At 49.3% G+C, this 14,751-nt stretch carries 11 protein-coding genes and 1 other annotated feature; of the genes, 6 read left to right on the plus strand and 5 right to left on the minus strand.

Going from position 1 to position 14,751, the window contains the following annotated elements; translation table 11 throughout:
• Positions 1-66 precede the first annotated feature (66 nt).
• Positions 67-1,815, plus strand: a complete 1,749-nt coding sequence (gene ptsP / locus LDO05_RS07355; RefSeq protein WP_251378200.1) for a phosphoenolpyruvate--protein phosphotransferase — start codon at positions 67-69, stop codon at positions 1,813-1,815.
• A gap of 82 nt (positions 1,816-1,897) precedes the next feature.
• Here the strand turns inward: ptsP and LDO05_RS07360 are convergent, their stop codons facing one another.
• Positions 1,898-2,431 (minus strand): type 1 glutamine amidotransferase domain-containing protein, encoded by a 534-nt coding sequence (locus LDO05_RS07360; protein WP_251378201.1) that lies wholly within the window; start codon positions 2,429-2,431, stop codon positions 1,898-1,900.
• 147 nt (positions 2,432-2,578) lie between these two features.
• Here LDO05_RS07360 and LDO05_RS07365 point away from each other — a divergent pair, with 147 nt between their 5' ends.
• The 3 genes from LDO05_RS07365 (at position 2,579) to LDO05_RS07375 (ending at position 5,153) form a co-directional block, all read left to right on the plus strand.
• Positions 2,579-3,016: a hypothetical protein gene (locus LDO05_RS07365; RefSeq protein ID WP_251378202.1), complete on the plus strand. Its 438-nt coding sequence runs from the start codon at positions 2,579-2,581 to the stop codon at positions 3,014-3,016.
• 325 nt (positions 3,017-3,341) lie between these two features.
• A complete protein-coding gene (ccpA, locus tag LDO05_RS07370; RefSeq protein WP_251378203.1) occupies positions 3,342-4,358 on the plus strand; it encodes a catabolite control protein A in 1,017 nt (338 codons plus the stop codon).
• Between the two features lie 90 nt (positions 4,359-4,448).
• Complete coding sequence (locus LDO05_RS07375; RefSeq protein WP_251378204.1) at positions 4,449-5,153, plus strand: 5'-methylthioadenosine/adenosylhomocysteine nucleosidase; 705 nt, start codon at positions 4,449-4,451, stop codon at positions 5,151-5,153.
• 22 nt (positions 5,154-5,175) lie between these two features.
• On the opposite strand, the gene LDO05_RS07380 is transcribed toward LDO05_RS07375, so the two are convergent.
• Positions 5,176-6,354: an acetoin utilization protein AcuC gene (locus LDO05_RS07380; RefSeq protein WP_251378205.1), complete on the minus strand. Its 1,179-nt coding sequence runs from the start codon at positions 6,352-6,354 to the stop codon at positions 5,176-5,178.
• A 29-nt stretch (positions 6,355-6,383) separates the two neighbouring features.
• Positions 6,384-7,016, minus strand: a complete 633-nt coding sequence (locus LDO05_RS07385) for a GNAT family N-acetyltransferase (RefSeq protein ID WP_251378206.1) — start codon at positions 7,014-7,016, stop codon at positions 6,384-6,386.
• 265 nt (positions 7,017-7,281) lie between these two features.
• Between LDO05_RS07385 and acsA the strand changes: the two genes are divergently transcribed.
• The gene (gene acsA, locus LDO05_RS07390; RefSeq protein WP_251378207.1) at positions 7,282-9,009 is read left to right on the plus strand and encodes an acetate--CoA ligase; all 1,728 of its coding nucleotides are present in this window, start codon (positions 7,282-7,284) and stop codon (positions 9,007-9,009) included.
• Positions 9,010-9,136: 127 nt separating this feature from the next.
• Here acsA and LDO05_RS07395 read toward each other — a convergent pair whose 3' ends face one another.
• Positions 9,137-12,268, minus strand: coding sequence for a transglycosylase domain-containing protein (locus LDO05_RS07395; protein WP_251378208.1), 3,132 nt, complete (start codon positions 12,266-12,268; stop codon positions 9,137-9,139).
• Between the two features lie 167 nt (positions 12,269-12,435).
• Positions 12,436-12,688: a binding site (T-box leader), on the plus strand.
• A gap of 58 nt (positions 12,689-12,746) precedes the next feature.
• Here LDO05_RS07395 and tyrS point away from each other — a divergent pair.
• The gene (gene tyrS, locus LDO05_RS07400; protein ID WP_251378650.1) at positions 12,747-14,000 is read left to right on the plus strand and encodes a tyrosine--tRNA ligase; all 1,254 of its coding nucleotides are present in this window, start codon (positions 12,747-12,749) and stop codon (positions 13,998-14,000) included.
• A gap of 114 nt (positions 14,001-14,114) precedes the next feature.
• Here the strand turns inward: tyrS and rpsD are convergent, their stop codons facing one another.
• Positions 14,115-14,714 carry a 30S ribosomal protein S4 gene (gene rpsD, locus LDO05_RS07405; RefSeq protein WP_251378209.1) on the minus strand — a complete coding sequence of 200 codons (600 nt, stop codon included), beginning with the start codon at positions 14,712-14,714 and terminating at the stop codon, positions 14,115-14,117.
• Positions 14,715-14,751 lie beyond the last annotated feature (37 nt).

The raw sequence follows: 14,751 nt of genomic DNA on the forward strand, positions 1-14,751 counted from the left end.
GGGTGTATACCATATCTATATAGAGAGAGGATATCCTAGGAGAAGTAGGAATTGAAGGGGGCCCATATGATACAAGGTATCGGTGCTTCGACTGGAGTTGCCATTGGAAGAGCATTCGTTCTGCCTTCTTGGGAATGGGACGTGCCAGACCGGAGAATGGAGAACATCGATCTTACCAAAGAATTCGATCGTCTGTATGAAGGAATCAGAACCTCCAAGAATGAGATTGAAATTATCAAGAATGAGATCAAGGAAATGGTGGGATCAGAGGAGTCAGGAATATTTGACGCTCATATCGCCATTCTGGAAGATCCCGTTTTTATGAGCGAAATCCAGGGAATCATTGAACGGCAATACAAGGCTGCCGAGGTTGCCGTGAAGGAAGCCATCGATCACTTCGTAACGATGTTTGATTTACTGGACGACGAATATATGAAAGAGCGCGCTCTGGACATCAAGGATGTGGGCAACCGGCTTCTCAAGCACCTGCTGGGGACTCCGGATGTCACACTGCCTGCGGACACGCAGCCTTATATCCTCGTAGCCAAAGAGCTGTCACCCTCTCAGCTAGTGCACTTGAATCCGAACAATGTGCTCGGTATGGTAACAATGCTTGGCGGGAAGACCTCCCATTCGGCCATTATGGCCAGGGCGCTCGGCATTCCCCTTGTCTCAGGGCTGGAGAATAAGCTGACTGCCCCGATCCAGACAGGGGATCTGCTAATTGTGGACGGGGATGAGGGGAATCTCTTCCTCGATCCGGATGATGGGCTTGTGGATAAGTATTCCCAGCTTGCTGAGCAGCTGCGGAGGCGCAAGGAGCAGCTGCAGCAGCTGGCTTCCGTGGCCGCGGTCACGAAGGATGGCACAAGGCTGAGATTAGCTGGCAATATCAGCTCGCTCAAGGACTGCGAGATTGCCTTGAAGCATGGCGCTGAAGGCGTAGGCCTCTTTAGAACAGAGTTCCTCTATATGAACCGCAGTACGTTCCCGACTGAGGATGAGCAATTTGAGGTGTATCGTCAGGTTGCCGAGAAGTCGGGTGACCATGCTGTCGTGATACGAACCCTGGATATAGGAGGGGATAAGGAGCTGGAGTATTTCTCTATTCCTGAGGAAGAGAACCCTGTTCTTGGGTATAGAGGCATTCGGATAAGTCTGGACTGCCAGGAGTTGTTCAAGACCCAGCTCACCGCTATACTGCGTGCAAGTGCCTATGGACATATGAAGATATTGCTTCCGATGATCTCCTCCGTAGAGGAAGTTATCGAAGCCAAGCAGGTTCTGCGGCAGGCGATGCATGAACTGGAGCTTAAGGGTGTAAGGTATGACGATAAGATCCCTGTGGGGATTATGATTGAAGTTCCGGCTGCCGCAGCTATTGCGGATCTGCTCGCTGAAGAAGTCGATTTCTTCAGTATCGGAACGAACGATCTTGTACAATATGTTCTTGCCGTTGACCGGATGAATGAGCAGATCGCTCATATGTACCATCCTTATCATCCGGCTATTCTCCGTATGCTTCGTACTACAGTGAGTGCGGCGCATGCTGCAGGGATTACAGTGAGTGTCTGCGGGGAGATGGCTGGGGATGAGCGATCGGTTCCTCTATGGCTGTACCTCGGTATTCATGATTTGAGTATGTCACCCCTGTCCCTGCTGCGGGTCAAGCACAAGATTCTGAACAGCAAGGCAGCTGAAGGCAACTTGATAGGCGAGCAGTGTTACCAACTGCGGACGAGTGCTGAGATCGAAGCTTTGCTGGAGCAGGGTGGGGCGAAAGAGAATTTGAATTCTAGCGAATCGCAGGAATGAACTGTAATTAGATTTCTGGAACGGGCTTTCCATAATAAACGACAAAAAACCGCTGTGAGTTACTCACCAGCGGTTTTTTGCTTTATTTGCTGTCTGCCGCAGCCAGCGCATCGCAGAAGGCCGCGCCATAAGGCGGAAGATCGGGAGGCCGTCTTGCCGAAATAATATGGCCGTCCGTGACAACCGGCTCATCCTTCCAGATGGACCCGGCGTTCTCCATATCATCACGAATTCCTGGTGTTGATGTCACGGTTACCCCGTTCAGAATCCCGGCGGAGATTAGCACCCAGCCAGCATGACAGATCTGACCGATGGGCTTCTTGTCCTCATTCATTTCGCGGACCAGCTGCAGCACCTTAGGATAGCGGCGCAGCTTGTCCGGCGCCCATCCCCCAGGAACTAGAATGCCGTCATAATTTTGGCTCTCCACTTCTTCGTAAGCATATTCAGCTTCTGCCGGAACGCCATACTTGCCAATGTATTTTTTGCCTTTCTCGGCACCGACGAGGTGGGCCTCAGCCCCCTCCTCACGAACGCGGTACACCGGGTACCAAAGCTCAAGATCCTCGAATTCTTCATCTACCAAAGCGATAACTCTTTTTCCAGATAGTCTCATATCTAACGCCTCCAGTCGAATTAGAGCATTGACGAAAATCTATTTCAGTTATTTAATTGTATCAAAAACCAAAACATTTTACACATCACTTACGTTATTTAAGATAAGGCATAAACTATTGAAACAGATTGCAGATGAGGTGATGATGTGCGCAAGTCATGTGATTGCGGACAAGCTATGGGCCTGGATTTTAGAAAAGTTATTTTTGAAGGACGAATCGAAATTGAAAATGTACCAATCCTGCAGTGTGAGTCTTGTTCAACCTATATCGTGCTTCCTGAAGTGAAGCCGCATTTATTATCCCTGATTGGGGAATGGAGGCTGCTTGAGGGCAGCAGGCTGATTCATTTCAATGAGATGAATGAGATTGCGAGCCTCTTATATGACGCTCTCTATGCATCTCCGGTGACTGCTTCGATCGAACATATACTGGAACATAAAAAAGAAGAAAGAATCAATCTTCTCCTCGATATTTATGGATTCGCCAAAGCGAAGGAAGACGGGATGTGGATGGAGGACATTACGCAGCGCCTCTCCCAGCTGACTTTGTTTCACACCGCTCGACAAGTTTCCAGAATAAAATGATTTTTCACTCCTTTTCAGCTGATTTTTCACGATAATTGGATTTTTTTCGCGTTTTTTGCTAAAATACATACAGCATGAGGAACGGAAATGGTATTGGCCTCAGGTTATGTACAGGTTGTCCTGGCATGAAAACGCGTTATCGTTGCGCAAAATAACGATTTATCGTATCATAAATTTAATTCATATTATAGAGTAGCTAAAGTCAACAGCCCAAATTTACTATTTTGCATCACCTCGTGAATGCCGCTGCTGATTTTGGTTCGTTCGGATATATCAGCATTTACTGAATAGGAATGAAAAATTTATTGGCAATGGAGAGAAGAATGTGACGGTTACCATTTATGATGTAGCACGCGAAGCTGGCGTCTCGATGGCCACGGTGTCCCGGGTTGTTAACAACAACCCGAACGTGAAGCCGCAGACCCGGAAGAAAGTGTACGAGGCTATTGAACGGCTTGGATATCGTCCGAATGCTGTGGCCAGGGGTCTAGCCAGCAAGAAGACAACGACGGTTGGTGTCGTGATTCCTGATATCTCGAATTCGATATTCGCGGAAATTGCCCGGGGGATCGAAGATATAGCGAATATGTACCACTATAATATTATTTTGTGTAACGCAGATAAGAAGAAAGAGAAAGAAATCCGCGTCATTAACACCTTGCTTGAGAAGCAGGTGGATGGTCTTCTATTCATGGGCGGCACAGTGACAGAGGAGCATATCCAAGCATTCCATACGTCTTCGGTTCCGATTGTACTCTGTGCTACGAGTGATGAGAATGGAGTAATCCCTTCTGTCGATATCGATCATGAAGCTGCCGCTTTCGATGCGGTTAACACGTTAATCCGTCATGGACATCGTGAGATTGCTATGATTAGTGGAACTTTGCAGGATCCAGCCAACGGTTACGCCAGATTCCAGGGTTATAAGAAAGCGCTTGAATCCGCTGGTATTCCTTACCAAGAGGATCTTGTGAGAATTGGTAACTACCGTTACGAGTCCGGTGTGGAGGCTATGAAGTATTTCCTTGGTCTCAAGAAACGGCCAACCGCTGTATTCTCGGCTACTGATGAAATGGCGATTGGAGCCATACATAGCATTCAGGATGAAGGTCTCAAGGTTCCGGATGACTTCTCTGTCATCAGTGTGGACAACATTCGTATGGCCTCCATGGTGCGGCCTCAGCTTACTACTGTCGCTCAGCCAATGTACGATCTTGGAGCCGTGGCGATGCGTCTTCTGACGAAGCTGATGAAGAAAGAGAGTGTGGAGAATCCCCGTGTGATTCTGCCGCATGAGACGATCCTGCGTTTGTCTGTGAACCATTTAGAGAACAAGAACTAAAGAGATAAATATAATACAATATATGAAAAAGGTTATCGAAGAAGAAGCTCCTGTGCAGGGGCTTCTTTTTGGGAAAGGAGCATGACGAGGATGACGACTACATTAGGATTACTTGGCGCTATGGACGAGGAGATAGCCTTACTGCTTGCAGATATGGAGAGTAAAGAGACGGTGGTTGTCAGCGGAATTGCTTTTACCAAAGGCAATTTGTACGGGAGACAAGCCGTTGTCTGTAAATCGGGAGTAGGCAAGGTCAATGCGGCTGTAACGACACAGATCCTCATCGACCGCTTTGGAGCAAGTGCGATTCTATTCACTGGGGTGGCCGGTGCTGCCGACCCGGACCTGAACATAGGGGATATTGTAATCTCATCTTCTTGCCAGCAGCATGATATGGATGTTACAGCGCTAGGGTTCCCTAGAGGAGTTATTCCCTATCAGGAAGTATCCGACTTCCCGGCAGACGGCATTTTGGTTAAGCTGGCTGAAGCCGCCTGCGGAAGAGTATGCAGAGATCATAAGTTCATTGTGGGCAAAGTGCTCTCAGGAGATCAGTTCATTGCCGACCATGCCATTGTGAAATCGCTGAATGAGACATTAGGCGGAGCCTGTGTGGAGATGGAAGGTTCAGCCGTGGCTCAGGTCAGCCATCTGAATAACATTCCATACGTAGTGCTGAGATCGATGTCTGACAAGGCGGACGGTACCGCGAACGTCAATTTCGCTGAGTTCACGGTGGAAGCGTCCCGCCGTTCATACGAGATTCTAAGAGATATATTAGAACACTGGAATTGATGCTGAATCCGTGCCATTCCAGTCACGGTATAGTCTGAAGTGCAACCGCGAGGGTCTCGCGGTTTTTTGCTGTTATCTCATCTCTTCTGGGCATAGCTTCCCAGCGGCTCAGATCATCCAGCCATTCTGATGGCAATCTTACGGGCGCTTGAGACTGCCACCTGTGAATCCATCCGTCTGGAAGGGGGGTCAGGGGGCGGTTCTTAAGCATCTTCTTCAGTGGGTGGTCGCACATCTCCAGCCATAGCAAGCTCCACGCTCTGGGTACTACCTTCCAGATGTCGTACCCGCCTCCACCGATGGCTACCCATTTCCCCCCGCAGTACGTATGAGCCAGCTCGTGAATCAGTTCAGGCATTTGGTCATAAATACGCATGCTGCAGTGCATATGAGACAGCGGGTCCGTTGCGTGCGCGTCACAGCCGTGCTGGCTGATAATGAGGTCTGGCTTGAAGTAAGCCGCGACGCGTCTGAGGGAACTAGTGAAGCACTCCATCCAGGAATCGTCTTCAGTATAAGGCTGAAGGGGGAGGTTAACGGTGTATCCATAACCCAGATGTTCACCGCGTTCGTTCGCGAATCCCGTTCCCGGGAACAAATATTTCCCTGTCTCGTGAATGGAATAAGTGCAGACGTCTGGATCTGAGTAGAAGCTCCACTGCACGCCGTCTCCATGGTGTACATCGGTGTCGATGTAGAGAACCCGTGCGTTGTATTTCTCTCTTGCATAGGAGATCGCTACCGCTGCATCATTGTACACGCAGAAGCCGGCCGCTTTGGCAAAGAGAGCGTGATGAAGACCTCCTCCCAGATGCAGGGCGTGGGCAGCCGAGCCGGACATCACGGCTTCTACAGCGGTTAGGGTGCCGCCGGCTATATAGGACGAAGCTTCATGCATGCCTGCAAAAAAAGGTGTATCCTCATCAAGAAGTCCATACTGTTCAGCCTTGGACACCCATTCGGCGGCCGGATTCTCTATACTAAGGGCCTGAGCGGCCTTGATGTAATCCAGACTATGAGCGCGCAGCAGATCCTCTTCCTGAGCTTGCATGGAGGCGATCTTCGAGTCCTCCGGCAAGGCGCCAACCTCTGTTAAGAGATCAAGAGTGAGCTCCAGCCGAATGGGATGGAAAGGGTGGTTGTCATGGAAATGATAACTCAAATCTTTGTCATGATGAACAAACTTTACTTTTCCAGACATAGCTGAGCAGTCCCCCTATTCTTCTCGAATTAATACATGAACCGCTGCTGGAACCTGATCTGATCAAATTGCTCTTTGGATTCCAGCGGCACATGCTTGCCAATCCGCACCATCAGGCAGTTCGCGGGATGTGAGCATATCTCCGGATCGTCGGTCGCATACCATACCATATCTACAGTCTGCATCAGGCGTTCCATCATTTTACGGTAGGCCCATACATCAAGTCCGCTTGTCTTCAAGTCCCAATGCCAGTAATATTCTGTCGTAAAAACAATATAATTCTCCATCTGGGCATCCTCAAATGCCGTTCGGATCATTGCACTCCCAAGGCCAAGCGAGCGGTATTCATCGGCCACTTCAATCGCACCCAACTCAATAAGATCGGGCATTCCGCCCTGTGACCAACGCTCCATTTCATCAGGATAATGGAATGTAACATACCCGACGATGAGATCAGCTTCACGTGCAACAATGATACGCCCTTCGGGAAGGGCGGCAATCTCCACCAAGGCTTCATGCTGTTCCTTCGGTCTGCGGAAGGCATCAAGCTCAGAATGCATGTGGAGTAGCTGAAGTGCGTCAGGGGATACAGGTCCTTCCACCGTAATTTCTTTTGGTGGACGGGACAGGATATGGGCGTGGTACATTTTAGGATGTTCCATCGTCGGTCTCCTTTCCTCTTTCCTCTCACTTATAGCAGAAATAAGGTGCGTTGAAAAGTGTAGCCGCTTTCTTGAGCGTATGATATAATACTTTCTGACATAAATTCTTCACATTTCCAGACTTGACAAGCGCGTGTGAGAAAACCTGTGCAAGCCTTTTTTCGACATCATTCGTGTAAACGCTATCTTGAACTGCTCCTGTTTCTAATTTCATGAATTCAACTTACTACTATCCGGTTTCGTAAGGATTAAGGAGGATGAAAAGATGAACCAACTGCAAGGGGAAGTTATTTCAGTGGTGGCCCCCTCGTCAAATCTGGGTGACTATGAATCAACGTATGACAGCTTTAACTGGAAGGATGTTGAGAAGGAATTCTCCTGGTACGAGACCGGTAAGCTGAACCTGGCCTATGAAGCCATAGACCGCCATGTGGATGCTGGGCGGGGTGGTAGAACAGCATTATTATATAGCGATGCCACACGGGATGAGGCGTTCACCTTCGAGGAGCTCTCGGGCTTATCTAACCAATTCGCTAATGTACTCCGGACGATAGGGATTCATAAAGGTGATCGAGTATTTGTGTTCATGCCGCGTACTCCGGAGCTGTATGTAAGTATACTGGGCACGATTAAAGTTGGAGCCGTGGTGGGCCCTTTGTTCGAGGCATTTATGGAGACAGCGGTTAAGGACCGGTTAGAGGATAGCGGAGCGGTTGCGATTGTTACGACACCAGCCTTACTGCCTAGAATCAAACGTGATGAGCTCCCGGCGTTACAACACATTATCGTGGTAGGTGACGAGGTAGAACCTGGCGAAGGAATTATTGACTTCAAGTCCGCCATGGCTGAGGCATCTCCAGAAGCGCAGATTGAATGGGTTGACCGCGAGGATGGACTGATCATTCACTACACCTCGGGTTCAACAGGGAAGCCAAAGGGAGTCCACCATGTACACAACGCTATGATCCAGCATTACTATACGGGTAAGGTTGTGCTCGATCTTCAAGAAGGGGACGTATATTGGTGTACGGCAGACCCGGGATGGGTAACCGGTACATCCTATGGCATATTCGCTCCTTGGCTTAACGGGGCAACCAATGTCATCCGCGGGGGACGTTTCAGTCCAGCTGATTGGTATGGAACCATACAGAAATATGGGGTCACGGTCTGGTACAGTGCGCCTACGGCCTTCCGAATGCTGATGGGAGCTGGAGAGGATGTTATATCACAATTTGATCTCTCCAGTCTGCGGCATGTGCTCTCCGTAGGAGAGCCGCTGAACCCGGAGGTAGTACGCTGGGGACTTAAGGTGTATGGGAAGAGAATTCATGACACCTGGTGGATGACCGAGACCGGAGCGCAGTTGATATGCAATTATCCTTCACTTCCGATGAAGCCGGGTTCCATGGGACGTCCTCTACCAGGCATTGAAGCGGCAATTATCGATGATTCGGGCAATATTCTGCCGCCTTACCGGATGGGGAATCTCGCGATCAAGACACCATGGCCGTCCATGATGCGCAAGATCTGGAACAATCCCGCCAAATACGAGGAGTATTTCCGGATTCAAGGGTGGTATATTTCCGGAGATTCCGCTTATATGGACGAGGATGGATACTTCTGGTTCCAGGGCCGGATTGATGATGTGATCAATTCCTCGGGTGAGCGGATCGGACCTTTCGAAGTGGAGAGTAAGCTTGTAGAGCATCCGGCGGTTGCGGAGGCAGGGGTAATTGGCAAGCCCGACCCTACACGGGGCGAGATCATCAAGGCTTTCATCTCTCTTCGTGAGGGCTTTGAGCCTTCTGAAGAACTGAAGGCGGAGATTTCCAAGTTTGTTAAAGTGGGATTATCCGCCCATGCGGCTCCCCGGGAGATAGAGTTCAAGGATAAATTGCCGAAGACACGTTCAGGTAAAATTATGCGGCGGGTACTTAAAGCATGGGAGCTGCAGCTGCCTGTGGGGGACTTATCTACAATTGAGGAAGACTAATACGATAATTTTATCTATGACGACTGGACTTCGGTTCGGTCGTCTTTAGCATGGCATAAGAAATGAAAAAGACGGAATCCATAGTGGATTCCGTCGGAGTGTGTGTGGAAAGCTGGCTGTAGAAGTGTTATTTCTGGATATGGAGTGCGGACGTCGGTGTTGACTCCCCGGCAGCATTAATTGCCGTTACCCGGATATATCCGTTAATCGGGGCAGCTGTATATTCATACTGGTTAGATTGAACAGTTCCTACTAGAGCATATACCCCGTTCTCTTTATCCGCATAATACACATTGTATCCATTTACGTTCTCTGCCTTCGGGTTCGCATTCCAGCTTACCTGTACACCTGTGCTGGTTGCTTCAGCATGCATTTGCTGAGGGGCGGAAGGCGGCGCAGTAATAACGCTGCTATCCCCATCCCCGCTGCTTCCAGCTTCAGCCCCGGAGCCAGCAGAACCTGTAGAACCTTTAGAACCTGCAGAACCGTCCGACCCGGCATTTGAAGCTTTGCCTGGCTTCGGCAGCGGGGTTCCCGGCCCCTCTGAAGTAGCTACCGCGCTAGGAGACGATTCATGGCCGCCAATATCAACGGCTGTGACGTAATAGGAGTAGTTATGCCCTGCAGATGTTCCGTCCGTGAAGCTAGTGCCTGAACCGGTTAGAACAGCACCTCTGTAGCGGAAGGCGCTGCCGTCTACAGACCTGTACAGCCGGTAACCCGCTACATCTTTCTCACTATTCTTATTGAACGTGATCGTGTTCTGTCCTCTTCCCGCAATGGCCCTTACATTAGATGGGTCAGCTGGAGCCCTGCCGTCGTCCTGTCTTGGATCTAATTTAGTCGGAGCATCCTCTGCTGCATCCTTAGGCAGATAATAGCTTAGGCTTCTGTGCCCGCCTCTCATCTTGGAGAAGGCATTCTGCAGCTCGTCAATCAATTCTTTGATTGGCTTGTCACGCCGCATTACTACCTTTTGCTGCACCATATCCGAAGGGGTCTCGTCATGGGGAATATAGTTCACGTCATTGTACGTAATATACTTGGCTCTCACCAGGACATCATCGGATTTCTTAGGGACATACTTCACGTTGAACAAATCAGTGACCATATTCCCGGCCTGCTGAGTGAGCGAGGTCGGCAGAAGGCCGCTGAACCCGGATACGGTTCTTCTGACAATGCCATCCGGTCTCTTGAACTCGGGTGTCTTGAATAGCTCTGGCTTGCTGTTACTAACCTCATTCATGACAAGTGCCCAGATGGATTTAGCCCTGGACTTGGCCTCTTTGGTAACCAGGGTATTCTTCTGTTCTTTGTATCCCACCCAGATCCCAAGTGTTACATCCGGGGAATAGCCCATGAACCAGACATCCCCATAGTCCTGCGTGGTTCCAGTCTTTCCGGCCACAGGAATCTTGCCGTACTTGTCGAAATCACGTGCAATGGAATGACCCGTGGAGCCTGACGCCGAGATTACCGTGCGAAGCATATCGGTCATCAGGTAAGCTGTCTGCTTGGAGAATGCCTGTGTGGGTTCAGCCTTGTGCTGATACACCACATTACCATTTGAATCGGTGATCCTCTCGATCATGTAGGCGTCATTGAATACTCCTTGATTCGCGATGGCTCCGTAGGCATTCGTCAATTCCTCTACAGTGACACCAAATTTAAGGCCCCCTAGAACCCCGGTCTTAGCCTGGTAATCCTGCTTCTGGATTGTGGTTATGCCAAGCTTCTTGGCAAAAGCCCAAGCCTCGTTGATTCCCACCTTGTCATTGAACAGCTTGAGCGCAGGGATGTTCCGCGATTCATTAAGCGCTGTTCTAGCGGTAACAAGCCCTTTATAACCTCCGCTTGAATTGACGGGAATGTGGTAACCCTTCTGCCCATCCCGAAAGATTACCGGAGAGTCATCAATAATAGAAGCAGGCTGGACAAGCCCTTTCTCCAACGCAGGCAGGAAAGCCGCGATCGGCTTCATGGTGGAGCCGGGCTGCCTGATCATTTGGGTAGCGTAGTTCATCTGCTCGGTATAGAAATCCCGGCCTTCAATCATGCCCAGGATACCACCTGACCGATGATCGATCATCATGCCGGCAACCTGCTCCAATCCTTTTGTTTTGCTGTTTGGAGAGAAGTTGCTGCTGTTCTCTGATACTTTATGCATCGCACTGTATACTTTCTTATCAATCGTTGTGTAGATCCGGTATCCACCAGTTAAGAGCTGCTGCCTGGCTTCCTCGAGAGTCTGGCTTGGAATCTTATTTTTGTTAAGCGACGGATCCTTTAGTAAAGCAAGGACTTCGGCGCCTTGACGTTCGGTCTCCAGCATGAGATACGGAGAGGTTGCATATGCCTTCTCGGTCTGCGGAGCAAGAGCTTTCTTGATATCAAAGGCCATAGCTTCGTCATATTGGCTCTTTGTAATCGTGTTCTCCTCGAGCATACGCTGCAGCACGAGCTGCTGGCGCTTGATTGCCCGTTTGAAGTTGGACTTATTAAATTCCCCTTTGCCGTTAAAAGCAGAATAAGAAGAGGGGAGCTGAGGCAGGCCAGCCAGATAGGCTGCTTGAGCAATATTCAGCTTCTTAAGGTCTGCGATCCCGAAGATTCCTCTGGAGGCGGCCTGGATACCAAATACATTATATCCATTGGAGCCGTTGCCAAAAGGAACCTTGTTCAAGTAAGCGGTTAAAATTTCTTTCTTGTCCAGGAACCGCTCAAGGCGCAGAGCCAGAAGCATTTCCTTAACCTTCCGGTTATCCGTACGATCCAGATTGAGGAACACCCGCCGGGCTAACTGCTGGGTTAACGTACTTCCTCCAGTCTGGCTGCTTTCCCGCAGAAGTCTTTCCTTAACCGCGCGCAAGGTTCCCTTCATGTCGACACCCTTATGATTCCAGAAGTTGTTGTCCTCAATGGAGATGACGGCATCAATCACAATCTGGGGAATTTCCTCGAAGGTTACCGGACGCCGGTCCTCTTCAGAACGAAGCTGGCCGATTACGGTACCGTCGCGATAGTAGGCGAACGCGGTAATATTATTAGTGCTTATTTTCTGTTCAATCGTAGCCCTTGAACGTACAGGGTCATCTTTGACGTTGGATGATACGAAGCCAAATAAGGCTCCCCCAACAAACAGAATCCCTGTAAAAGCAACAAAAACCAGCCATAGGAACACTTTCAGGGTCGTCCTGCCCCAATGTCTCTGGCGTCCGCGTTCTTGTTCTACAGGATCCTTTTCATGCACTTCTACCATAGAGTATCCTCCTTTTAACAGCAACATTATAGCACAAATGTACGCGTTTGAATCCATTTTCTCGGCTGTTGGTCTTCTATGAAGGCTGTTTTGGAATAGGATACCGGGTTTGACTTCCCAAAAGTATATATGTTATAAGATATACAGTAATATACAAATGCATATGGATAAAGGCTTTGAAAGATCTAGTAGAAGGTGGAAATCTCTCCCCAGAGAATCGGTGGATGCTGCGAACCGTGAGCGAACCCCCTTTGAATTACAATCTGGAGCCGTCCGGGGGAACCCGCATCTGAAGGGATGTGTCAGTAGTCCGGTACCGGGTAACCGTTATAGAAATGAAGTGAAAGCCATAGTATCCATTTGAAGTGGGTACGGCTTTAATTAGGGTGGTAACGCGAGCAGCTCCTTCTCGTCCCTTTGGGATAAGAGGGAGCTTTTTTGTGTTCAGAAATATACATGTTACAGGAGGCAGGACATGATGAAATGGGAAGAATTATCACCGGTACAGCAGGCTGAGGTCGAGCGTCAACTGCAAGTGATCTCGCGGGGAGTTGTAGAAATCGTACCTGAGGAAGAGCTTAGGAACAAGCTGGTTAAGTCCGTGGTTACAGGTGAGCCGTTGAAAGTGAAATTGGGACTCGACCCTTCAGCGCCAGATCTGCATATCGGGCACACAGTTGTTATGCAAAAGCTGCGTCAATTTCAACAGCTGGGTCACCAGGTTCAGTTAATTATCGGCGATTTCACCGGACAGATCGGTGATCCAACCGGCAAGTCCGAGACACGTAAGCAGCTGAGCGAGGAAGATGTGAAGCGCAACTCGGAGACGTACTTTAAGCAGGCCTTCAAGATTCTGGATAAAGAGAAGACAAAAATCCACTTTAATTCAGAGTGGCTGGCGCCTATGACCTTTGCAGATGTTGTGAAGCTTGCAGCAAAGCTCACCGTTGCCCGTATGCTTGAGCGCGACGACTTCACCAAGCGTTACCAGAGCGGACAACCTATCAGTGTTCATGAGTTCTTTTATCCACTGATGCAGGGAATGGATTCCGTGGCCTTGAAGTCGGATATTGAGCTCGGCGGAACAGACCAGAAGTTCAACCTGCTTATGGGACGTACACTTCAAAAGGAATACGGTGTAGAGCCTCAGGTAGCTATTATGACTCCGATTATCGAGGGACTAGACGGTGTTCAGAAGATGAGTAAGAGTCTGGGGAATTACATTGGTATCGACGAGCAGCCTAATGAAATCTACGGTAAGGCGATGTCCGTTCCGGATGAGTTGATGCTGAAATACTTCCAGCTTGTAACTGATCTAACGAATGAAGAGCTCGCCGTGCTTGAAGAGGGAATGAAGGGAGGCACGCTGCATCCTAGGGACGCGAAGATGAAGCTTGCTTTTACCCTGGTTAGGATGTATCACAGCCTTGAGGATGCGGAAGCTGCTCAGGAGCACTTCGTGACCGTGTTCCAGCAGCGTGCGCTGCCTGACGATATTCAGACTATCGAGATTGCTGACAGTGAGCTGGAGAATGGCAGAATTGGTCTGATCAAGCTGTTAACGCTTCTTGGGTTCGCCTCGTCCAATGGAGAGGCCAGACGCAGCATACAGCAGGGCTCCGTCAAATATAACGAAGACAAATTGACGGACTTCAGTGCCGAGCTTGAGATTAAAGATGGTGATGTTATTCAGGTGGGTAAGCGGAAATTCGCCAAGCTTGCCCGTAAGTAGTACAGGGTAGGGAGCCGGGAGGCTCCCTTTTTGTATGGAGGAGGAACAAAAAAGAGCACAAAAAAACCGGCCGAAGTCTTTGCAGACCAGGACCGGTTTGGGTTGGTATAAATATTAACGGTTGTAGAACTCGACGATTTGTTTCTCATCGATTTCTTGGGACAGCTCGGAACGCTCTGGAAGACGGATGTACTTACCTTCAAGGGAAGTATCATTGAACTCCAGGTAAGCTGGAAGGTGATTGCGGTTCGCCAAAGCTTCTTTAACAGAAGAAAGACCGCGGCTTCTTTCGCGAAGGCTGATTACATCGCCCAGGTTCACGAGGTAAGAAGCAATGTTCACTTTCTTGCCGTTAACTGTGATATGACCGTGGGATACCAATTGACGGGCACCAGCACGGGAGTTAGCGAAACCAAGACGGTATACAAGGTTGTCCAGACGGGATTCCAGCAAGAACATGAAGTTTTCACCGGCAATACCTTGCATTTTTTGTGCTCTAGAGAAGAGGGTTTTAAATTGCTTTTCGCCCAAGCCGTACATGTGGCGAAGCTTTTGCTTCTCAAGAAGCTGCATTCCGTAGTTGCTTACTTTTCTCCGTTGGTTAGCACCGTGCTGACCTGGAGGGAAAGGGCGCTTCAAATCTTTTCCTGTGCCGCTCAGGGAAATGCCAAGACGACGGCTAAGTTTAAATTTAGGACCTGTGTAACGTGCCATTGTATAGTAGACTCCTTCATAAATGAAATTTTAGGTG

It is taken from the genome of Paenibacillus sp. YPG26 (assembly GCF_023704175.1).
Taxonomy (GTDB): domain Bacteria; phylum Bacillota; class Bacilli; order Paenibacillales; family Paenibacillaceae; genus Fontibacillus.

Coding starts and splice junctions, on each gene's coding strand:
- ptsP (WP_251378200.1), top strand. CDS start 67: ATGATACAAGGTATCGGTGCTTCGACTGGAGTTGCCATTGGAAGAGCA.
- rpsD (WP_251378209.1), bottom strand. CDS start 14,714: ATGGCACGTTACACAGGTCCTAAATTTAAACTTAGCCGTCGTCTTGGC.
- acsA (WP_251378207.1), top strand. CDS start 7,282: ATGAACCAACTGCAAGGGGAAGTTATTTCAGTGGTGGCCCCCTCGTCA.
- LDO05_RS07395 (WP_251378208.1), bottom strand. CDS start 12,268: ATGGTAGAAGTGCATGAAAAGGATCCTGTAGAACAAGAACGCGGACGC.
- LDO05_RS07380 (WP_251378205.1), bottom strand. CDS start 6,354: ATGTCTGGAAAAGTAAAGTTTGTTCATCATGACAAAGATTTGAGTTAT.
- LDO05_RS07385 (WP_251378206.1), bottom strand. CDS start 7,016: ATGGAACATCCTAAAATGTACCACGCCCATATCCTGTCCCGTCCACCA.
- LDO05_RS07375 (WP_251378204.1), top strand. CDS start 4,449: ATGACGACTACATTAGGATTACTTGGCGCTATGGACGAGGAGATAGCC.
- LDO05_RS07360 (WP_251378201.1), bottom strand. CDS start 2,431: ATGAGACTATCTGGAAAAAGAGTTATCGCTTTGGTAGATGAAGAATTC.
- tyrS (WP_251378650.1), top strand. CDS start 12,747: ATGAAATGGGAAGAATTATCACCGGTACAGCAGGCTGAGGTCGAGCGT.